General features: G+C 66.4%; 13 protein-coding genes and 9 pseudogenes. 3 read left to right on the forward strand and 19 right to left on the reverse strand.

Going from position 1 to position 21,189, the window contains the following annotated elements; all coding sequences use genetic code 11:
• Positions 1 to 22: 22 nt before the first annotated feature.
• From fliD to NHF48_RS16055, 17 genes and pseudogenes are all read right to left on the reverse strand, one after another.
• A pseudogene (fliD, locus tag NHF48_RS15970) lies at positions 23 to 979 on the reverse strand (flagellar filament capping protein FliD); the annotation flags it as partial.
• Positions 980 to 1,036: 57 nt separating this feature from the next.
• A complete protein-coding gene (flhB, locus tag NHF48_RS15975; RefSeq protein WP_253071665.1) occupies positions 1,037 to 2,179 on the reverse strand; it encodes a flagellar type III secretion system protein FlhB in 1,143 nt (380 codons plus the stop codon).
• Positions 2,179 to 2,952: a flagellar biosynthetic protein FliR gene (gene fliR / locus NHF48_RS15980; protein WP_253071666.1), complete on the reverse strand. Its 774-nt coding sequence runs from the start codon at positions 2,950 to 2,952 to the stop codon at positions 2,179 to 2,181. The genes flhB and fliR overlap by 1 nt, the downstream gene beginning before the upstream one ends.
• Positions 2,953 to 3,075: 123 nt before the next feature.
• Positions 3,076 to 3,345 carry a flagellar biosynthesis protein FliQ gene (fliQ, locus tag NHF48_RS15985; RefSeq protein ID WP_253071667.1) on the reverse strand — a complete coding sequence of 90 codons (270 nt, stop codon included), beginning with the start codon at positions 3,343 to 3,345 and terminating at the stop codon, positions 3,076 to 3,078.
• A gap of 4 nt (positions 3,346 to 3,349) precedes the next feature.
• Positions 3,350 to 4,298, reverse strand: a pseudogene (gene fliP, locus NHF48_RS24355) (flagellar type III secretion system pore protein FliP).
• Positions 4,295 to 4,549, reverse strand: coding sequence for a flagellar biosynthetic protein FliO (locus NHF48_RS16000; protein WP_056054129.1), 255 nt, complete (start codon positions 4,547 to 4,549; stop codon positions 4,295 to 4,297). Before NHF48_RS16000 ends, fliP begins: the two are co-directional and overlap by 4 nt.
• Before the next feature lie 6 nt (positions 4,550 to 4,555).
• Entirely contained in the window at positions 4,556 to 4,846 is a 291-nt protein-coding gene (gene fliN / locus NHF48_RS16005; RefSeq protein WP_056485127.1) for a flagellar motor switch protein FliN, read from the reverse strand.
• Positions 4,843 to 5,805 (reverse strand): flagellar motor switch protein FliM, encoded by a 963-nt coding sequence (locus tag NHF48_RS16010; RefSeq protein WP_253071668.1) that lies wholly within the window; start codon positions 5,803 to 5,805, stop codon positions 4,843 to 4,845. The genes fliN and NHF48_RS16010 overlap by 4 nt, the downstream gene beginning before the upstream one ends.
• 3 nt (positions 5,806 to 5,808) lie before the next feature.
• Positions 5,809 to 6,432: a flagellar basal body-associated FliL family protein gene (locus tag NHF48_RS16015; RefSeq protein WP_253071669.1), complete on the reverse strand. Its 624-nt coding sequence runs from the start codon at positions 6,430 to 6,432 to the stop codon at positions 5,809 to 5,811.
• A 16-nt stretch (positions 6,433 to 6,448) separates the two neighbouring features.
• Positions 6,449 to 8,086 (reverse strand): flagellar hook-length control protein FliK, encoded by a 1,638-nt coding sequence (locus tag NHF48_RS25290; RefSeq protein WP_263816908.1) that lies wholly within the window; start codon positions 8,084 to 8,086, stop codon positions 6,449 to 6,451.
• Between the two features lie 189 nt (positions 8,087 to 8,275).
• Positions 8,276 to 8,701 (reverse strand): hypothetical protein, encoded by a 426-nt coding sequence (locus NHF48_RS16025; RefSeq protein ID WP_253071671.1) that lies wholly within the window; start codon positions 8,699 to 8,701, stop codon positions 8,276 to 8,278.
• Position 8,702: 1 nt separating this feature from the next.
• A pseudogene (locus tag NHF48_RS16030) lies at positions 8,703 to 10,029 on the reverse strand (FliI/YscN family ATPase).
• Positions 10,023 to 10,304 carry a FliH/SctL family protein gene (locus tag NHF48_RS26090; RefSeq protein WP_253072456.1) on the reverse strand — a complete coding sequence of 94 codons (282 nt, stop codon included), beginning with the start codon at positions 10,302 to 10,304 and terminating at the stop codon, positions 10,023 to 10,025. Before NHF48_RS26090 ends, NHF48_RS16030 begins: the two are co-directional and overlap by 7 nt.
• Positions 10,305 to 10,753: 449 nt before the next feature.
• A pseudogene (gene fliG, locus NHF48_RS16040) lies at positions 10,754 to 11,709 on the reverse strand (flagellar motor switch protein FliG).
• 50 nt (positions 11,710 to 11,759) lie between these two features.
• Positions 11,760 to 13,444, reverse strand: a pseudogene (fliF, locus tag NHF48_RS16045) (flagellar basal-body MS-ring/collar protein FliF).
• A 1-nt stretch (position 13,445) separates the two neighbouring features.
• Complete coding sequence (gene fliE, locus NHF48_RS16050) at positions 13,446 to 13,808, reverse strand: flagellar hook-basal body complex protein FliE (RefSeq protein ID WP_187504370.1); 363 nt, start codon at positions 13,806 to 13,808, stop codon at positions 13,446 to 13,448.
• Positions 13,805 to 15,107 (reverse strand): annotated as a pseudogene (locus tag NHF48_RS16055) (sigma-54 interaction domain-containing protein). Before NHF48_RS16055 ends, fliE begins: the two are co-directional and overlap by 4 nt.
• A gap of 288 nt (positions 15,108 to 15,395) precedes the next feature.
• On the opposite strand from NHF48_RS16055, the pseudogene NHF48_RS26095 reads away from it, so the two are divergent.
• From NHF48_RS26095 to NHF48_RS16065, 3 genes and pseudogenes are all read left to right on the forward strand, one after another.
• A pseudogene (locus tag NHF48_RS26095) lies at positions 15,396 to 15,803 on the forward strand (flagellin N-terminal helical domain-containing protein); the annotation flags it as partial.
• Positions 15,804 to 17,099: 1,296 nt separating this feature from the next.
• Positions 17,100 to 17,351 (forward strand): annotated as a pseudogene (locus tag NHF48_RS26100) (flagellin); the annotation flags it as partial.
• 261 nt (positions 17,352 to 17,612) lie between these two features.
• A complete protein-coding gene (locus NHF48_RS16065) occupies positions 17,613 to 18,353 on the forward strand; it encodes an SDR family NAD(P)-dependent oxidoreductase (RefSeq protein WP_253071673.1) in 741 nt (246 codons plus the stop codon).
• Positions 18,354 to 18,379: 26 nt separating this feature from the next.
• Here the strand turns inward: NHF48_RS16065 and NHF48_RS16070 are convergent, their stop codons facing one another.
• The gene (locus NHF48_RS16070) at positions 18,380 to 19,129 is read right to left on the reverse strand and encodes a FliA/WhiG family RNA polymerase sigma factor (protein WP_253071674.1); all 750 of its coding nucleotides are present in this window, start codon (positions 19,127 to 19,129) and stop codon (positions 18,380 to 18,382) included.
• Positions 19,126 to 21,188, reverse strand: a pseudogene (flhA, locus tag NHF48_RS26105) (flagellar biosynthesis protein FlhA). The gene NHF48_RS16070 and the pseudogene flhA overlap by 4 nt, the downstream one beginning before the upstream one ends.
• Between the last annotated feature and the right edge of the window lies 1 nt (position 21,189).

Raw genomic sequence — 21,189 nt, forward strand, 5'->3', positions numbered from 1 at the left:
GTGTCAGGCCATCGGTCGGCGGCGTGCTCGACAGCGTGACGGGCGCCTTGGATATTGTGCTCAACTGGAGCTTCACGCCGTCGACCAGATCGCTGATCGTGTTGCTCGATCGCTCGACAGGGATGCCATCGACCGTCAGCTGCGCGTTCAGCGCGCTGCTGCTGAGCTGCGTGTTGCTCGCACCCGAACCGGGAGGTCCGACATCGATCGCGTTCGAATTGGCACCCTTCAGCGTGAAGGCCTGCGCATCGCCCGTCGCACCCTTGACCGAAAGGAACGCGCCGCCCTTGCCATCCGACACGACCGAGGCGGTGACGCCGCTCTTCGTCGCGTTGATGGACGCGGCGACCGTGTCCATGGTGTCGTTGGCGCCGACGGTGATCGTGAAGGCGGTGCGCTTGCTGAAGTCTGGATCCAGGCCTGCCCATATCGCCCCATCCACTCCCGCCTTGACGCTGTTGCCTTTTGCATCGGTGTAGATTGCAGTGCCGACCGTAAGCGTCAGATTGCCGAATCCCAGCGGCTTGGTGCGATCCATCGCGACCTTCGTCCCGGCAACCTGAGCGGTAGCGAGGCGGGTTACCGAGATCGTCGACGACAGTGTCGAAACCTTCGCGCCGCTGATCGCCGTGGCGGAAATCGAGCTGATGTCGGAACTGGTCGGCTGCGTTTGCAGCGTGCCGCCCTTCACCAGGCTATCGAGCGCACTGGAGAAGGTGGTGATCGCGCTTTTCAGCGAACTGATCCCAGAGATCTGCGACGTCAGCGCAGTCGATTTCGCCGTCAACGCGGCGGTCTTGGTCGCGAACTGCGCGGTGACCAGTGCGGGAACGAGCGTGCCGGTATCGATGCCCGAACCGGCATTCAACGACGCCAGCAGCGATTGCGTTGCTGCGTTCACGACGCTTTGCGCATTGGCGGGAGTCGCTGCGGGTGTGGGAGTCGGCGTGGCCGTCGTGCTGGTGGTCGATGTTACCATGGTCGAGTCCCTGCACGTGCGCGCTCATCTGTAAGAACGGCTGCGCGGCGCGAATGTTTAGGCCTGCTTCATGCCGTTTTCGTCGAACCTCGCATCCTTCGGTACGGTGACGAAGGGTTGAACCCCGCCGGCCGTACCGCCCGCCGCCGCGTTCAGCCCGAAGACGAAAGCGAGCACGGTCGCGATCGCGGTGTAGAGGTCATCGCGGACCTCCTGGCCTTCCTTGCTCGTATAATAGACCGCGCGGGCGAGCGTCGGATATTCGAGGATCGGCACGCGGCCTTCGCCGGCCAGTTCGCGGATCGCCAGCGCGGTCGCGCCGCGTCCCTTGGCGACAACCACCGGCACCTGGTCCTTGCCGCGATCGTAGCGCAGCGCCACCGCGAAGTGCGTCGGGTTGGTCAGCACGACATGCGCCTCCGCGACCGATTTCCGCAGGCCGCCGCTCGCCATCGCGCGCATCTTGGCGCGCATCTGGCCCTTCGCCTCACCATTGCCTTCGGTCGACTTGTGCTCGTCCTTCACCTCCTGCTTGGACATCCGCATCTTGCCCAGGCGGCGGATGATCTGGATCGGCAGGTCGATGCCGGCGATCGCACACAGCCCGAACGCCATCGCGATCAGGATGCCCTTGAAGATCCCGCCGAGCGTCGATAGCGCCTGGTTGAGATCCGCGGACGAGGCGAGCCCCATTGTGGAATGCGCGGCGTTCCACAGCATCCAGCCGCCGATCGTGCCGAGCAGGATCACCTTCAGCAACGACTTGCCAAGTTCGATCCAGCCGTTCGCACCGAAGATGCGCTTGAGCCCCGCCGCCGGATCGACGCGGCTGTATTTGGGGGCGAGCAGGCCGCCGTTGAAGCCGAGCGAGCCGAGCCCCGCCTGGCTCAGGATCGCGGCGCCGATGCTGACGATGAATAGCGTGATGAGCGATGGCGCGAGCTTGCCGCCGGCTTCCATCAGCGGGCGCCAGGGGGAGAAATCCTCGACGTCAGCGTGGGTGAACTGGAAGCTGGAACTCATGATCGCCTTGCACGCCGAGATCAGCGTCGGCCCCGCGTAGATCAGCCACGCGACGCCGGCGAGCATGCTCAGCGCGGTCGCGAAATCGCGCGATTTAAGGATGTCGCCCTTTTCGACCGCATCCTTCTTGCGCTTTGCGGTTGGTGCTTCAGTCTTTTCGCCCGAATCCTCCGACATCAGCCGAGCACCAGGTTTTCGGTCGCGGCGAGGCCTTCGCGGACGATTACGAGCATGTAGTCGCCCATCGTCGGGAACGCGATCGCCAGCGTGACGACGCCCACCGCGAGGCTGGCGGGGAGCCCGACCGCGAACAGGTTGAGGGAAGGCGCGGCGCGGCTCAGCATGCCGACGACGATGTTGAGGCAGAGCAGCAGGAAGCCGACCGGGAGCGCAAGCAGCAGGCCGGCGAAGAACGCATAGCCACCGAAGAACGCGATCGCCTTCAACCGCTCGACGCCGATCCACGCGGCGCCCGGGGGGAGCACGTCATAGCTTTTCACGAGCAGGTCGATCAGGATCAGGTGGCCGTCGACCGACAGGAACAGCAGCGTCAGCATGATCGAGAAGAACTGGCCGAGGGCAGGGGATGACTTGCCGTTTTGCGGATCGATCGAGGACGCGAAACCGAGCCCCATCGCGCCGCCGATGATCTCGGCGGCGATGACGGGCGCGGCGAACGCGATCTGGAGCACGAAGCCGAGTGCGAGCCCGACGAGCGCTTCGGCGGCGGCGGAGAGGATCGTGGAGACCGCAAAGATGTTCTGCGGCGGGACGATCGGGTGGGCGGCAAGCACGAGGAACCCGATCGCGCCCGACAGCGTGACTCGTACGGTCAGGGGGACCGACACGGACCCGAACACCGGCGCGGCGATGAACGTCGCACCGATGCGGATCATTACGAACACGAGCGCCCAAAGCTGGGGCTCGATCGAGAGGCCGAAGCCTAGCATCTCAGTTGCCGTTCGTGCCGAGTAGGGACCGAGCGAAGTCGAGGGCCCGTATCGAGGTACCTGTCCCTCGATCCGCCTTCTCGACGAGCTCAAAGTCTACTCGGGACGAACGGAAATTGTGGCTCACTTAACCAGATCCGGAATACGCTCGAAGATCCCGATCGTGAAATCGCTCAGCAGCCCCAGGATCAGGCTCCCGAAGATCAGGATCGACAGCGCAACCACGACCAGCTTGGGCACGAACGACAATGTCTGCTCGTTGATCGACGTCGCCGCCTGGATCATCCCCAGGATCAGCCCCGCCAGCAGCGCCGGGATCAGGATCGGCGCGCTGGCGAGCGCCAGCACCCACATCGTCTGGTTCGCGACGGTCAGGAAATATTGCGCGTCCATGCTCTCAGGTCGCGAACGAGTTGGCGAGGCTGCCCATCGTCAGCGCCCAGCCGTCGACCAGCACGAACAGGAGGAGCTTGAACGGCATCGAGATGATCGTCGGGCTCAGCATCGCCATGCCGAGCGACATCAGCACGGTCGCGACGACGAGATCGATGACGATGAAGGGCAGGAAGATTAGGAAGCCGATCTGGAACGCGGTCTTCAGCTCGGACGTGACGAACGCGGGGAGTAGCACCGAGAAGGGAATGTCGGTCGGCGTCGCGTAAGGGGCCGGATTTCGCGATCTGCGCAAACATAGTGACGTCCTTAATCCGCGTCTGCTTGACCATGAACGCGTGCAGCGGGACGCCCGCCGTCGTGATCATCTGCGTGCCTGCCAGCTGCCCGGCGGCATAGGGCTGGATCGCGGTCGTGTTGATCTGGCTGATCGTCGGCGCCATGATGAAGAAACTGAGGAACAGAGACAGCCCGAGCAGCACCTGGTTCGGCGGTGTCTGCTGAAGCCCGAGCGCCTGGCGCAGGATCGCGAGCACGATGATGATCCGCGTGAAGCTGGTCATCATCAGCAGGATCCCCGGCAGGACCGTGAGCAGCCCCATGATGATGAGGACTTGCAGCGACAGCGACAGCGAGCCGCTCTGGCCGGTATTGCCCCCAGCCTGGCCGCCAAGCTGGCCAAGCGCGCGATCGACCGCGTCGCCGACGGCGGGGTTGGTCGGGGCGGGGACGCCTTGCGCAAAGGCGGGCATCGCGAGGAAGAGGGCGAGCAGGACGGCGAGGCCTATCCACAGCCATGCGTTTGCGCGCGGGCGCGGCGCAAAATTATGCAGCGCACCGGTCGTGGCTCCTGGATTCCCGCGTACGCGGGAAAACGGTTTGGCGGTCGATGCGGCGAACAGGGCGGGGCCCGAGCCTTTCCGCGTAACCGTCGGACGAGCGACCGCGCTCATGCGTCGACCTTGTCGATCAGGTGCACGCCGCCGCGACCGACCGAGACGAGCAGCCGGCGGCCCTCGAAATCGATCACCGCGAGGCGCAGGCCCGGCGAGATCATCATCGTTTCCTTGACGCCGATCAACCGCGTCGACGGCTTGCCCGGGATCCGGCTCTCGAACTTTCGCCACAGATACAGGCACCCGAACATCAGCCCGCACACCAGCGGGAGCAGGATGACGAGCTTGAGGATATAGGTCCAGAGCATCGTGGTTCAGCCGCGCTTGTCTGGAGACACGAGCTCGGTCATCCGCACGCCGAAGCGCTCGCCGACCGTCACGACTTCGCCGCGCCCGATCAGCGTGCCGTTGACGAATACATCAAGCAGCTCGTTCGCTTGGCGATCGAGTTCGATCACGCTGGCTTCGCCGAGCGCGAGCAGTTCGCGCAAGGTCAGGCTGGTCGATCCGATCTCGACGGTCAACTTGACATCAACATCCTGGAGCAGCCGGAAATTGGCGGCAACGGCAGCATCTACGGGGAAGCCTCCGGTCATGTCGTTCATGCTGCAAATCCTTCGTCGAAACTGGTAATCGAGGTGAGCTGGATGGCGGCGAAGCCGTTCGATGTGCCGACCGTGCCGCAGCCGAGGCGGTTGTTGCCGACCATCACCGGCACGTCGCCCGAGATGGTGATCGGGATCACGTCGCCGGGCTTCAGGTCCATCAGCATCGTCAGCTTGACGACCGGCTCGGCGAGCACCGAGCGGATCGGGAAGCGCACATTCATCGCCGCGCGAGTCAGTTCGGTGCGCCAGGCCGGATCGGGCTCGGCCGACTTGCCGACGACCTTCGCGGTCAGCGATGGCGCATGCGGCTTCAGCGCGGAGACGGGATAGACGAGGTCCAGGAACACGGGCTTGGCGGCGCCCGCGGCGACGCCGAAGCGCGTGACGATCATCGCGTCCTCGCCGTCGAGATCGGCGATCATCGCTGGGTTCACCTCGACGCGCGTCGGCAGGAAATCGAACCGCGCCATCGGCTCCCACGCGGTCTTCAGCGGCGCGGCGATCATCTGGCCGATCCGTGCGACCATCGCCTCGGCGGCGGGCGAGAACTCGGTCGGCAGCACGTGCGGCGCTGCTCCGGTACCGCCGAAGAACATGTCGAGCATCTCGAGCACGAACTTGCCGTCCATGATACACAGCGCCTGCGCCATCCCCGGCGTCATGATCAGCGGCAGCCACGCGGTCAGCGCATCGCTGCGTTCCGCGCGGTAGTCGGTGAAGCGCTGGACCACGAGAGGCTCGGCCCAGCAGCGGACCTCCTGGCGCAGCAGCGGCTCGAACACGCCGCGCAAACCCCGCGCGAACCGTGCCGAGAGATGCTGCAACGAATGCAGGTCGCCGAACGGATTGAGCTTGGCCCCGCCAAGCACGCCCTGATGCAGCACGCCGTCCTTGGGCGCGCTGGAGCGATCCCGATCGCGTCGCTCGCGTGTCTTTGCTGAGGCCTCGTTAACCATGCCTCACTGAACAACGAAACTGGTAAAGTAAACGTTACCGATGCCGCCGAATCCTTCCTTCTGCTTCAGCGTATCGTTGATCGATTTGGCGAGGCGGACCTGCAATTGGCGCTTGCCGTCGCTGCTCATCACCTGCTCCTCGGTGGTGTCGCCGAGCGTCATCAGGATGGCCGAACGGACCGCGATATCGTTGGTTTTCAGGTTGGTGATGACGGTGTCGTCATACGGTGTCGACACCGCGATCCCGACCTGGACGAAGTGCATCGAATCCTGGAGATTCGACATGAAATCTTTCTCCATCGGGAAGTAGGTCGAGGCGTATTTGTCGCCGCCCTGCCCTTCCGGGGTCTTTATGCCGTGGTTTTCGGGCGCTGCGTCCTCGCCACCATGACCGCCGCCTCCGCCGCCCTCGGGAGCATGCTTCTGCTCGCTCTTGGGGAGGAGTTTGGGCTTGCCGTCGTCGACCTCGGCGTGGCCGCCACCGAACAGTCCGGCGCTGCTGGCATAGACGCCCGCACCGATGCCGCCGCCGACGAGCACCAGCAGCGCGACGCCGCCGATCAGCATCGTCTTCATCTTGCCCTTTTTCTTCGGGGCCGTGTCCGCAGTATCTTTCTTGTCGCTCATGTCAGGGTCCTTCGGGTCAAGCGATTCGGGTGTCTTCGGTGGGGTCTGCGATCACGGCGGATGCCGCGGTCGCGCGATTCGGGGCGTTCGTGGTTGCCGGTGCGCGCTGCTGGCTGGAACCGGCGTTGCTGCTCGTGTTGCCATCGCCGAGCATGGCTTGCCCGAGCTTCAGCCCTCGCGCTTCGGCCAGCTCGGCCAGCCGCGGCTGCGCATCGGCGAGCAAGGTCCGCGTCGCAGCCTGTTCGGCGTTGAAGTGGACGTGGACGGTGTCGCCATCCTTCCTCATCGACACGTCGATCGCGCCGAGCGCATCGGGGATCAGGCGGATCCGCGTGTCGGTCGCGTTGGCGGCGTCGCGGAGCATGTCGATGCGTTCGATCATCGCGTGCGGCCAGCGCTCCTGCCGCATGTCCAGCGCGGCATGCTGCGCCGTCGCGGGCGCGCTCTGCACGAGCGGTGCAGGGGCAGCCGAGCCGAGCAGGGCCTCGAGCGATCCCGTTTTAGCTTCGGTATCGTCCCGCGCCTTGGAGGCCACCTGGATCGCCGCGCCGAACACCTGAGCCGCCGACGCGACCGTGCCGGGTTGCGGCTGAACCGCACCGGGCTGCGCCACCGCAAGCGCGACCGGCGCCGTCGCCTCGGTCGCGGTCCAGCGCGGCGTGCCCACCACGGGGGGTGTCATCAAGGGCGCATCGGTGGGTAAAGCATCCGCCGACATCGAACGGCGATCCGCCATTGCATCAGGTCCAACCCGCGTCGGCATCGCGAACGGCGCTGGAAAACCTGCCTGGAGACGCGATTCCCATGCCGCCTCCACCGTTCCCGCACCGGCAATCGGCGACGGCGTGATGGCGGGAGGTTGCACCGTGCCGAGCGGAAGCTCGACGACCTGGCTCCTATTAGTAGCGGTCTGCGCGGTCCGGATCATCAAGTTCGCACCCCCCTCGCCTGCCCGCGTCTGACGCGCCGGGCTTACGATCGGCTGGGACAGCGCAGTATCGCCAGGCGTCGTGGCATTCAGAGGCAATGAGCCAGATTGCGCCGGATCGGAGCGCCGCACGACGCGAACCGACTCGCCTGCGGGGACGCCATCCGGGGGCGCGGAGCCGTTCTTCGCATCGACCCCCGCCTGCAGGTTCGCGACCGGACTCCGCGCGGCTTCGGTCTGCACGACGACCGCGTCATGGCGATCGGATCGTGACGGCAACGGCGTAGCGGACGGAGCGACCTCCGCGTTCGCCGTGTCGGCAATCGCAGGAGCAACGAGCAGGATCGCCGTAACACCGTCTTTCCGCAATGCCGCGATCGCAGGCATCGGGACGGGGCCCGGCGGCTCGACGGACGCGGTATCCTCAGCGTCATCCGCTTCGACATCCTGGTCGATACCGGATGAACGGGGAGGACGTGCGCTCAGTGCCGGCCGCCCGACGGTGAGAGCTGGACGTACGGGAGCCGGCATGGCGACCGTCGCGGGTAGAAGCGCGGCGTCCGGTATCACCGGTGACGCGTCCGGCTTGGCGGCCACGGGTTGGGGCGTGATCGCGGCCTGCCACGAGACCGCGCCGACGCCGGCAAGAGTCGCGATCGGCAATCCGTTGCCGGTCGCGGTCCAGTCCTGCCGGGTGGAGGACCGCGATTGGAGATCGGGCGGCACGTCCCCGGTCGTCGCAGAGGGGGGCGTATCGTCGCTGGCCTGCGCAAAGGACTCCGCGAAACTGCCCGCTCCACCGCCTGCGACACTGCCTGCCTGCGGCGTCGTGGTCGCTCGCAGGGTGGGGGACGTCGGAGGAAGGGTCGCGGTCTGAATCATTCGGGCACTCGAGTTCGGGCGTGTGCCCGTCACTCAGCAAGGATCGTGCCGAACCTTCCGGAACGCCGGCGCATCTTCCATTTCGCGGATCGCCTTCAGCACCGCATCGGCGTCTGCGCGGGCGAGCAGCTTTTCCACCGAGCTCTGATCGCGCTTGGCGGCGCGAGTCGCTTCGGTCGCGCGTTCGACATGGCGCTCGGCAGTGCGGACGCGTTCGACCGCGGCGGTGGCGGATTGATGCAGGCGCTCGCGGTAATGCGCCGACGCCCCCAGCGACACCGCGGCGAGCGTCTCGTGGACCGGCGCGACCGCCTCGGCGAGCAGCGCGATACGGCCGGACAGCGTCTGTTCGTTGGCGAACTTGTCGTGCGCGCGCGCTTCCTCGGCGCGGGTCAGCCCGAGCTGGAGCGTGCGGACGCGGTGGATGCGCGCCAGCGTCTTGCCGCGGGCATCCGCCACCTCAGCCGCCGAACACGCCGGTCAGCTCGGCGACCGCGTCGTTCAACGAGACGTTCTCGTCGGCGTCCTGGCGGATATATTCCATCACCGCGGGATGACACGCGATGGCAGCGTCGATCGCCGGATCGGCGCCGTGGCGATAAGCGCCCATCAGCACGAGATCGCGGTTTTCCTCATAGGTGGCGAGGTGGCGGCGGAGCGTCCGCGCGGCCTTCGCATGGGGCGCATCGACGATGTCTGTCATCACGCGGCTGACCGACGGGCCGATGTCGATCGCGGGATAGACACCGCGCTCGGCAAGGTGGCGGTTGAGGACGATGTGGCCATCAAGGATCGAACGCGCGGAATCGACCACCGGATCATTGCCGTCGTCGCCGTCCGCCAGCACCGTATAGATCGCGGTGATCGAGCCGCCGGTGTGGACGTCGACGCCGGCGCGCTCGATCAGATTCGGCAGCATCGCTATTGCGCTAGGCGGGTAGCCTCTGGCCGACGCTGGCTCACCGAGCGCGAGGCCGATCTCGCGACCGGCATGCGCGACGCGGGTCAGCGAATCCATGATGAGGGAGGACCTTCTTGCCCTCGTCGCGGAAGGATTCGGCGATCGCGTGCGCCCGCAGCGCGCCGCGGATGCGGAGCACGGGCGAATGGTTGGCAGGGACGGCGACGACGACCGAGCGCTTGCGCGCTTCGCCGGCGACCTTGGTCTCGAGGAAGTCGGCGACTTCGCGGCTGCGCTCGCCGATCAGGCCGATCACGATGACGTCGGCCTGAGCGGCACGGACGATCATGCCGAGCAGCACCGACTTGCCGACGCCCGAGCCGGCCATGATGCCGACGCGCTGGCCTTGGCCGATCGTCAGCAGGCCGTTGATCGCGCGCACGCCGACGTCGAGCGGTTCGAGCACGCGGCCACGATCGAGCGGCGACTGGAGCTTGCCTGCGAGCGGCCAGCGCCCGGCGCCGCGGATCGGGCCGAGGCCGTCGATCGGCTTGCCGGCGCCATCGACGACGCGACCGAGCATGGCAGCCCCGACTTCGGCTTCCCCCGACGCGCCGATCGGCTTGACCGGTGCGCGCGGAAGGAGGGCCGCGGCGCCGCCGAGGTTCATCATCAACGTGCGGCCGTTGCGGAAGCCGATGACTTCCGCCTCGACGCTCGCCGCGCCTTCGCCGACCTGGCAGACGGTGCCGACAGGCAGCGTGAGGCCGACCGCTTCCATGAGTAGCCCGTCAAACGAGGCGAGGCGGCCGGAGACCTTTGGCTTGGCGACGAAATCGGCGTTGGAGAGGGTTTCGAGATAGTCGGCGGTAAAGCGATTCAGCATTTGGGCACCGGCACGCGGTCGATCGCTTGCGCCAACTGGTCGAGCCACAATTCGGGACCGTCCTCGACGATCGTCGACGCGCTTTCGAGCACGAAGCTGCCGCGCGCGACGCCAGGGTCGCCGGCTGCGAAGATCGTCTTTGGCAGGCGGCCTTCCAGCAGCGCAACGTCGTCGGGGTGGACGCGGAGCAGCGCGGATTCGGCAGCGTCGGACAGGAGTTCGGCGGCTGTCTCGATGCGGCCGGCGAGGACGTCGGGGGGCGATACCGACTTCACCGACAAGTTTCGAGACTAGGAACAACACGGTTTGGCGGAGCTGGGCGGCGACATGCTCGCGGTCGATCCGGTCTCCGCCGAGCGCGGTGGCGAGGTCGCCGAGCAACGCGCCGTCGCGCATCGCCGTCTCCTGCGCGGCGGCGGCCGCAGCGGCGAGACCCTCCGCGTACCCCGCGGCATGCGCGTCGGCGAGCGGATCGATGAACGACGATTCGCTGACCGGATCGAGCGGATCCCATCCCGCGGTCGGGTTCACGTCCCTGTCCGCGGGGCTGAAATGCTTCGGGGCACTCGGCTCCGAAGTAAAGTTCGGGGACGCGACATTGGTCGGCCGCGCTGTCACACGCTCGCGGATATCCGCCGCGGCGAACCCGGAGGGCGGGGCGAACGCGCTCGCCAGTATGTGCGCGGTCGTCGTGTGGCGCGATGCGAAGCCTGCGGTGAAGCCGTTAGACATAATCGTCTTCCCCCCGCCCATCTGGATCGTGCCGTCCTTCGCGAGGCCGCGCGCGATCGCGATCATCGCCTTCTGCGCCTCGAGCACTTCGGCGAGCTTCATCGGCCCGCGCGCTTCCATCTCGTCGCGGATGCCGTCGGCGGCGCGCGCCGACATGCAGCCGAGGAAGCGGTTGCGGATCGTCTCGTCAACGCCCTTCAGCGACTTGGTCAGGATCTCGCTGTCGACGTTGCGGATCAGCGTGCCCAGGTTCTTGTCGTCGAGTTCGAGCAGATTGTCGAAGACGAACATCGCCTCCTCGATCGCCTTGGCGACGTCGCGGTCGATCTTGAACAGCTTGGGCATCACGCGCTGTTCGGTCGCCTTGCGCGCGCCGGACAGGATCTTCGCCGCCTCGCGCGTGCCGCCCAGTGTCACGCCGGCGCCGGTCGAGCCGGTGCTGGTGCGGTTGGCGAGCAAGGTGCGCAGCGTATCGACCGCCTCGGGCGTGATCGGCCCAAGCCGCGCGATGCGGTGGAGGATGTCGGGCTGGACCGCGTCGGGCAGCAGTTCGAGCACCTGGCCGCCGACCGATGCGTCGAGGTTGGCGATCAGCACTGCGGCGATCTGCGGATGCTCCTTCTCGATCATCGCCGCGATCTCGGGCGCGTCGAGCCAGTCGAGCAGTTCCAGCTCGCACGCAGCCTCGGCCGGGGTGATCCGCGCGAGCACGCTCTCGGCCTTCTCGCGACCAAGCGCGCGGTTCATCACCGCCTCGATCTTGGGACGCGGGTCGAACCCGATCGCGGTCCGCTCGCGGGCGCGGTCGACGAAATCGTCGAGCACGTCCTCGACCTCCTGCTCCGACACGTCGGCGACCTTGAACATCGCCGCGCCGAGTTGGCGGACTTCCTCCGGCTCGAGCTTCTGGAGGATGGCGGCGGCCTCCTCCTCGCCGACGAGCATCATCAGCACCGCGGCGCGCTCGACGCCGGTGTAGGTGCGGATCACGGCTTCGGTCACTTGGCGTCCGCCTTGATCATGTCGCGCACGGCGAGGGCTGCACGCGTCGGATTGTCGCGAGTGAAGCCGCGGACCGCACCGATCCGGTCGTCATAGCCACGCGTGTTCTCGAGCTGGTCGAGGCTGACGGGCGGCGCGACGCCGATCCCGGCGGGTGCGCCCTCGCCATCGACCTCGCCGATCGGCTGGCCGAACGCAGGACGCGTCGTGGCATCCTCGCGCTTCTTCATCAGCGCCTTGGCGATCGGACGGACACCGAGCAGCAGCACCAGCAGCGCGATCAGAATCGCAGTGCCGTTGCGCGCGAGCACCGGCAGCCATGCATTGTCGTACCAGGCGGGGCCGGCGGCGGCATCGGTGGCGCCCGCGAACTTGCGACTGATCACCGTGACGTTGTCGTTGCGCGCCTGATCGAAGCCGACCGCGCTCTTCACGAGATCGCTGATCTGGTTGATCTCCATCGCGGTGCGACGGCCCTTGTCGGGATCGCGCAGCAGCACGGCGACCGAGAGACGCTTGACCCCGCCCGGCGTGGCGCGCGTGACCGACACTTCGCGGCCGAGGTCGTAGGCGCGCTGATACTGGTCGGACTGCTTCATCGCATCGGGGGGCGGGGCCGCCGGCGACCGGCTGCGCCGCAGGCGTGCCGGGGTTGCCGGTCGCAGGCTGCGGGGCGGAAAGCGTGCTCGCGGCAGGCGGCGTGTTGCTCAGCGCACCGGGGATACCGCCCGGAGCAGCGCCCGCGCCGTCCTTCTGGTTGCCGGTCCAGTTGCCCGTCTCGGCGCGCAGCACGCCCTGCTTCTCGTAGCTTTCGCGCGTTGCCTGGCTTTCGTCGAGATTGACGTCGGCCTGGACTTCCGCGGTGAAATTGCCCGCGCCGACGAGTGGCGTCAGCAGCGCGATTAGCTGCGTGCGATACTTGTCCTCGACGCGGCGCTGGATATCGATCCGCGCGTCGCTCGCCGCCCCTGCGCCGTCGTTGCCGCCGGCCTTGGTGAGCAGTGCGCCCATCTGGTCGACGATCGTCACCGCCTCGGGCTTCATCCCCGGCACCGACGAGGCGACGAGGTTGATGATCGAGCTGACCTGCGCATCGCTCAGCGAACGGCCACCCTGCAACTTCAGGATCACCGAGGCGGAGGGCGCGGCGTTGTCGCGGACGAACACCGACGCTTCGGGCATGGCCAGATGCACGCGCGCTTCGGCGACCGCGTCGATCTCCTCGATCGACTTCGCCATCTCGGACTCACGCGCCTGGCGGAGGCGTTCGCCTTCGACCGCGCGCGAAACGCCCATCGGCAACTGATCGAGGATCGCATAACCGCCGGGCGCCGCTTTCGGCAGGCCCTGACCCGCGAGCAGCATCTTGGCGCGGCTGTAATCGTCCTCGCCGACGGTCAGCGCACCGGTGCCTTCGTCGATATGGCTCTTGATGTTGGCCGTCGTCAGCGCGGACGTGACCGCAGCCTTGTCGGAATCGGGCAGGCCGCTGAACAGCGTCTTCTGCGTCGGCGTCGACAGGCTCATCCACGCGAGCGCGGCGGCGGCAATGAGGCCGACCATCAGCGCCATCGGCAGCGAACGGCGGACCGCAGGCTGCGCGAACGCGCCCCTTGATCTGCTGGAGGGGATTGGCGAACCGTTCGGTCGCGCCGGAGGTGGGGATGAGTGCGGTGCTCATATCAGACCGGCATGCTCATGATATCCTTGTAGGCGGACAGCAGCTTGTTGCGGACCTGCAACGTCGCCTCGAACCCGACCGACGCCTGCTGACGGGCGAGCATCACTTTCGCGATGTCGACCGTCTCGCCGCGCTCATAGCTTTCGCTGAGCTTGGCGGCCTGGGTCTGGCCGTCGTTGACGCTCTTCAGCGCGGTTTCCATCGTGTCGGCAAAGCTGGTCGGCTTGACCGTCTCGGTCGGTGCGACGTTCCCCGCGGCACCAGCGCGCGACAGCGCCTGGTTGCGTTCGAGGATCTGCGAGCGCAGCGCCATCACGCGGTCGACGCTCATCGCGCCACCGCCAATGCCTGAGACGCCGCTCATGCCGAGGCTGCCCAATTCTGTGCGCTGCCGATGTCGTCACCCTGCTCGCGCGCCTTGGCGAGGCGATAGCGCAGCGTGCGTTCGGAAATGCCGAGGCGCTTGGCGGTCTCGATCCGGCTTCCGTTGCACGCCTTGAGCGTCTCGCGGATCGCGGCGAACTCGCTCATCTGGACGATGTTACCCAAGGTCTCGGGTTCGGCCGGCGTTGCGACTGGTGCGATCGGCGTCACCGAAGCGGTGCGCTGAAAGGTCATCGTCACCGGGCGGTCGAAGACGATGTGGTTCGCCTCGATCGTGTCGCCGCCGCAGAACAGCAGCGCACGCTGGATCACGTTCTCCAGCTCGCGGACGTTGCCCGGCCAGTCGTGCAGCATCAGCTGCTCGATCGCGGCGTGGCTCGGCCAGGGAATAACGTTGCGGTTGCCGGCATGACGCAGGATCAGCGTCGCGGCGAGTGCGGGAATGTCCTGCGGGCGCTCGGCCAGCGACTTGGTCGCGAGCGGGAACACGGCGAGACGGTAATAAAGATCGGCGCGGAACCGGCCGGCGGCGACTTCGGAGTGGAGGTCGCGGTTGGCGCACGCGATCACGCGCACGTCGATTGGCTGCGGTACCGAGGCACCGAGCGGCACGACCTCGCGCTCCTGCAACACGCGCAGCAGCTTCGCCTGCAACTGGAGCGGCATCTCGGCGATCTCGTCCAGCAGGATCGTGCCGCCGTTTGCTGCACGGAAGAACCCGTCGCCGCCCGCCGACGCGCCGGTGAACGCGCCCTTCTGGTGGCCGAACAGCAGCGCCTCGAGCATCGATTCGGGGGAGCGCGGCACAATTGATCGCGATGAACGGCTTGTCTTTCCGCGCGGAGCCGTTGTGGATGGCACGCGCGAGCACTTCCTTGCCGGTGCCGGTCGGGCCGTTGATCAGCACGGTGATGTCGGCGGCGGCGACGCGCTCGGCAAGCGCGAGCAGCGCGAGTGATTCGGGGTCCGCGGCGGTCGGCATTTCGGGCCCACCGATGAGTGCGCGCGCGAAGCCGTTGCCGACCGCGGTGTCCTCTGCAGCAAAGCTGATCCGCGCCGGCGAGCCGTCACGCGACGGGGTCACTTCGCGCCCCTGGCAACCGATCACCACGGTGCGGGCAGGGGCGGTGATGCCCTCGCCATCCGCGACCAGGAACAGGTCGTTCGGCCCAGGCTGCGCGGTCTCGAAAGAGCCCACCCCGAACCCCTGCGCGCGCAGCGACGAGACGAGCGCGTATTTACGCGAAGTGACTGCCGCTGATGGAAAAATCGAACGCATGAAAGGGTCCCCCTGAACGAATCGGGGAATGCGCCATCATTGGTAAATTCGTGGTTAAATGCTGCCGGCACCGGCAGATTATTTCCGGGCGCGTCCACGCGGACACACGCGGACATATACCGGGTGCGTTCGCGCGCGCGGAAGCGCTCACCTGCGTGTGCCAGCCCGCGCGCGAGGCCGAATTTTTTCCCTAAATCTCCGCGGAAGGCGGCCGTTACTCACTCTGACGGCACGGGACTTCGCCATGGGGGCGGCGCGGATCGTCTGACACTTTACGGAGTTTTCGCCATGACTGTTATCGGAAGCAACATCTCGGCACTCAGGGCTGCTAACGCCTCGACCAGCGCCAGCAGCGCGCTAGCGACGTCGATGGAGCGCCTGTCGACCGGCAAGCGTATCAACTCGGCGAAGGACGACGCCGCCGGACTCGCGATCGCCAGCCGCATGACCAGCCAGATCAAGTCGATGGCCGTCGCCGTCCGCAACGCGAACGACGGCATCTCGATGGCGCAGACCGCAGAAGGCGCGCTTGGCGAAGTCACCAGCATGCTGCAGCGCATGAAAGAATTGGCGACGCAGTCTGCCAACGGCACCCTCGGCACGTCCGAGCGCAAGGCGCTTCAAGCTGAGACCGATCAGCTGACCAGCCAGATCAACGACATTGCCAAGACCACGAATTTCAACGGTCAGAACCTGCTTGACGGTTCTGTTAAGGGCCTCAAGCTCCAAACCGGTACCAATGCGGGCGACACGGTTTCCATCTCGATGGACGGCGTCTCGTCAAAGGCGCTGGGTCTGAGCGGATCCGGCACACCGGGCTCGATCACGGGCGGCCGCGCTTCCGTTTCCGCGGACGGCGTAAATATCGCCGCCAGCGACATTCAGGTGAACGGCAAGAACCTGCTAGCGAGCGCGTTGACGCCGACGAACTCTTTGGAGGGGAACGCGGATATTGCAAAGCAGCTTGCAGCTAAGATTAACGAGAATACCCAGTCGAGCGGCGTTTCCGCGGTTGCCACGAACTCGTTGCGTAGCGAAGCAATGTCCACCACCGGCACGGCAAACGGCGATTTGAAGATCAATGGCGTAGCGATCGCAGGCGCCAAGGATTCGGCGGAACTTGTCGCCAACATTAACCGCGATGCGCCCGGTGTTACCGCCACGCTGAACGACGACAAGACGATCAGCCTGACCAATGACACCGGTGCCGATATCGTGATCTTAGACGGCGCAAGCGGTACGGCAGCGAAGGCTGGGTTCGCCGTCGGCACGAACCGTGGCTATGTTTCGCTACAGTCCGCGGATGGCTCGCCTGTGTCAGTCACCAAGGGTTCGACCGGCGCCGCCCAAGATCTGAAGACGCTGGGCCTGAACACCGGATCGGGTGCTGTAGTTAGCGGCCTTGCTTCAGTTGGTGGCCTCCAACTGTCGAGTGGTGAGCTGAAAATCAACGGCGTCGCGGTTGGCGCCTCGGACAACGCCGGCGTTACCGCAAAGATGGCTGCCATCAACGCCGTGTCGGGCAAAACGGGTGTGACGGCATCCGCAACGACGACGGCGGTACTGGGCTTCACTGCCGGTGTAGGAACGATCAACGTCAACGGTAAGGATTTTTCCACCACCGCTGACTCGACCAATGATACCTTGGCAAAGAGCATCAACGACGCGGGTATCGGCATAACGGCAAAGGTCGATGGAGGCAAAATTGTCCTGACCTCGAGTGGTGGCGCCAACATCACGGCCAAGAGCGCCGACGTGACCGCAACATTGACCGACGCAGCCGGGACCACCGGGGGCGTCATCACGGCCGGTGCTTCCGTCAAGGGCTCGCTTACACTGGCTTCGGCTGATGGTTCGGCTGTCCTGATCGAAGGAACAGACGCTGCGCTGACAGCAACCGGGCTAAACGCTTCGGGTGGAAATGCCGACGCCGCCTCGGGTAAGCTGGATATCTCCAGTCAGGCATCGGCATCGCAGGCAATGTCTAAGATCGATGCAGCACTTGACCAGATCTCTGCGACCCGCGGCGATCTGGGTGCGATCCAGAACCGTCTGCAGGTAACGGTCAACAACCTGACCACGACCTCGACGAACCTGGCAGAAGCGAAGGGCCGCATCGAAGACACCGATTTCTCGGCAGAAACGACGGCACTCGCCAAGGCGCAGATCCTGAGCCAGGCATCGACCGCGATGCTCAGCCAGGCGAACCAGAGCCAGCAGAGCGTCCTGAAGCTGCTTCAGTAATCCGGACCGGCACCGGCACTGCCCCCCTCAGGGTGTTGGTGCCGATCGGACCCGCCTTGCTTCCCAGAAGCGGGGGGGCGGAGAAAACCCCGGTGGCGAAAGCTGCCGGGGTTTTTACGTGTTTGTGGTCGATCGCCGGAACGCGCTATCATGGGCGTATACGACGTGGTCGGTGGGCATGCAGGGCGGGGGCTGGCGATCCGCCTACGCTCGCGACTGCCGATACGGCACCGCGATACATGCCGATAAGGGGGACGCTTCATGACGGCATTGCTCGGCAAAATCGCGCTGGTGATCGGCGGCACGCGCGGCATCGGGGCCGCGATCACGCGCCGGCTGGCGGCCGATGGCGCATCGCTCGCGGTGATCTATCGATCGCGTGCGGACGATGCGCGACAGTTCGTTCGCGAGATCGAGGACGGTGGACGCGCGGTCCTCGCGGTTCAGGCCGATGTGAGCGACGCCGCCGCGTTGCGCGCTGCGATCGACACGGTGATCGCCCACTTCGGCACGGTGGATATCCTGGTGAACGTCGCCGGCATGTCGGAAAACGGCAGTCTCGCAAGCTATGCCGACGACGCGTTCGACCGGGTGTTCGCGGTCAACGTCCGTGCGCCGTTCATCGCCGCGCAGCGGGTGGCGGCGGTCATGACCAATGGCGGACGCATCATAACGATCGGCAGCATCGTCGCCGATCGCGCCCCTGGCGCGGGCGCGACGCTCTATGCCGCCAGCAAATCCGCGCTCGCGGGAATGACCCGGGGTCTCGCGCGCGATCTCGGCGCGCGCGGTATCACTGCGAACCTGGTGCAGCCGGGACCGGTCGACACGGAACGCAATCCTGCCGACGGTCCCAATGCGGAGGCGAACAGGGCGCCGCTGGCCATCCGCCGGCACGGCACGCCCGAAGAGGTGGCCGGGCTGGTCACCTACCTCGCGTCGGACGAAGCGGGGTTCATCACCGGCGCGGTGTATAATATCGACGGCGGTTGGAGCGCCTGAACGAGCAGCGTTGCCCGTCAGTCACTCTATACCGTGCGGGCGAGCGCCTTCTTCAGTTTCGCATGCGCGGACGCCTTGATCTGGCACACGCGCGCCGAGCCGACGCCGAAGACTTCGCCGATCTCCTCGAGGTTGAGTTCCTCGACATAATAAAGCTGGATCACCTGCGCTTCGCGTTCCGGTAAGGCGGTGATCGCGGCGATCAGGGCTTCGCGCATGTCGCTATCCGCCAACTGCTCGAACGCGTCGGGCGTGTCGTCGGCAAACCAGGGGAGGTCGTCGGCGTACATGTCGTCGATCGAGTCGAAGCGGATCGCGTCGGCGGTGACGTAGTCGGCGCGGAGTTTCTCGATCGTGACGCCGATATGCTCTGCGATCATGTCTTCTCCGGGAGCCTTGCCCGTGCGGGCGGTTAGCGTCGAGATCGCTTCGGCATATTGGCGACGGCGACGCATCGCGCCTCGCGTCGACGTCGCCTGGCGGCGGAGTTCGTCGATCATGCTGCCGCGCAGGCGGGTGATGAGGTAGGTCTTGAACGGCATGCCGCGCTCGTCGAAATTCGCGGCGGCCTCGACCAGCGCGACCAGGCCGACCTGGATCAGGTCCTCGACCTCGACGCTGCTGCTCATGCTGCCGTGGACGTGCCAGGCGATCCGGCGGACGAGCGGCAGATGCTGTTTGACGAGCAGGTCCGCGTCGCCACCGGGACGTTGATGCGGGCGGTAGGTCAAAGGCTGGGCGTCTGCAAAAGCGCCGCGCATCGGGAGGGCGCTCATGCTGCGAGCGCCTGCTGCGAAGCGCCGATGACGGCGACGACTTCGACGGCCTTCTCCTCGGGCACTTCGAAGAACGACATGACCGGCGTATCGGGCAGGCACGTCCGCACCAGCTTGCGGATCGCGATGCGGATGGTCGGCTGGACCACCAGCGCGAACGGTTTCGCCTCGGCGATCAGCGGTTCGGCGGCGCGTTGCAGTGCCTCGACGATGCGGCGGCCGAGATCGGGTTCGATGACGTGGCGGCGCGATTGATCGGCGCGCATCGCCTGGCCGAGCAGACCTTCCAATTGACCCTCCAACGTCATGACGCGCAGCGGTTCGCGCACGCCGCACAGTTTCTGGATGATGAGCGCGCCGAGCTCGGGACGGATCGTCTCGATGATCTCCTCGGCGTCCTGCGTGCGCTGCGCCGCGACCGCGATCGCGCCGGCGATGCGGCGGAATTCCTTGAGCGGGACGTTCTCCGCGAGCAGGCCTTTCAGGACCTGCGTCAGCGTCGTGATCGGCAGCGGTGCGAGCGCGGCGACCAGCTGCGCGGCGCGTTCCTTGAGACCGTCGAGCAGCGCCTGCACCTCGTCCTGGCCGAGCAGATCGGACGCGTTCTGGCCGAGCAGGTGATTGAGGTGTGTCGCCATCACCGTGCCGGGATCGACTACGAGATAGCCCGCACCGGTCGCGGCATCGGCATCGCCCGCATCGACCCAGGTCGCGTCGAGCCCGAAGGTGGGATCCTTGACCTTCTTGCCGAACAGGTCGCCGAACGCCTGCCCGGTGTCGAGCGCGAGCATCTCGTCGGGCGACACGGTGTCCTCGCCGACGACGACGCCGTTGACGAGAATGCGGTAGACGTACGGCGCGAGGTTGATGTCGTCGCGGACGCGGACCTGCGGCACGACGAAGCCGAGTTCCTTCGACAGCTGGCGGCGGACCCCAGTGATACGCCCCATCAGCGGCGACCCGCGACGCTCGTCGGCGAGCGGTACGAGGCCGTAACCGATGTCGAGATTGACCTGCATGCCGTCGGTGACTTCCTCCCAGCCGATCTTCGACTGGTCGATCGTCTCGACGGGGACGACCACGACGGGGGGCAGGGCGGCGCTCGATCTGGCGCAGCTTCCACGCGGCGAACCCGGCGATCGCCGCGGCGGGGGAGGATCACCATGTGCGGCATGCCGGGCAGGATGCCGAGCAGCGCGAGGATGACCGCGACCGGTGTCCAGGTGCGGGGGCTGCCGAACTGGCCGCCGATCTGGCCGGCGAGATCCTTGTCGGAGGTGACGCGTGTGACGATCGAAGCGGCGGCGATCGAGAGCATCAGGCTCGGCAGCTGCGCGACCAGCGCGTCGCCGATCGCGAGCAGGATGTAATTGTGCGCCGCATCCGCGATCGTCATGCCGTGACTGACGGGGCCAAGGATCAGGCCGCCGATGATGTTGGCGGCGAGGATCAGCATCGCGGCGACCGCATCGCCCTTCACGAACTTCGACGAGCCGTCCATCGAGCCATAGAAATCGGCTTCGGTGGAGACTTCGACGCGGCGCGCCTTGGCTTCGTCGGGGGTGATGAGGCCGGCGTTCAGATCGGCGTCGATCGCCATCTGCTTGCCGGGCAACGCGTCGAGCGTGAAGCGCGCGCTGACTTCGGACACGCGGCCGGCGCCCTTGGTGACGACGATCATGTTGATGATCATCAGGATCGCGAAGACGAAGATGCCGACGACGTAATCGCCACCGATCAGGAACGTGCCGAATGCTTCGATGACGTGACCCGCCGCGCTCTCGCCTTCGTGGCCGTGGACCAGCACGATGCGGGTGGAGGCGACGTTGAGGCCGAGGCGGAAGAGGGTCGCGAACAGCAGGACGGTCGGGAAGGCGGAGAAATCGAGCGGTTTCTGCGCGTTGAGCGCGACCATCAGCACGGCCAAGCTGATCGCGATGTTCGCCACGAAGAAGATGTCGAGCATGAACGCCGGGATCGGCACGACCATGACGAGCACGAGCAGCAGGATCGCGAGCGGCAGGACCGACGCGCGCGCGTTGGAGAGGATGCGGTTCATC

This window comes from Sphingomonas sp. H160509 (assembly GCF_024124765.2).
Classification (GTDB): Bacteria; Pseudomonadota; Alphaproteobacteria; order Sphingomonadales; family Sphingomonadaceae; genus Sphingomonas.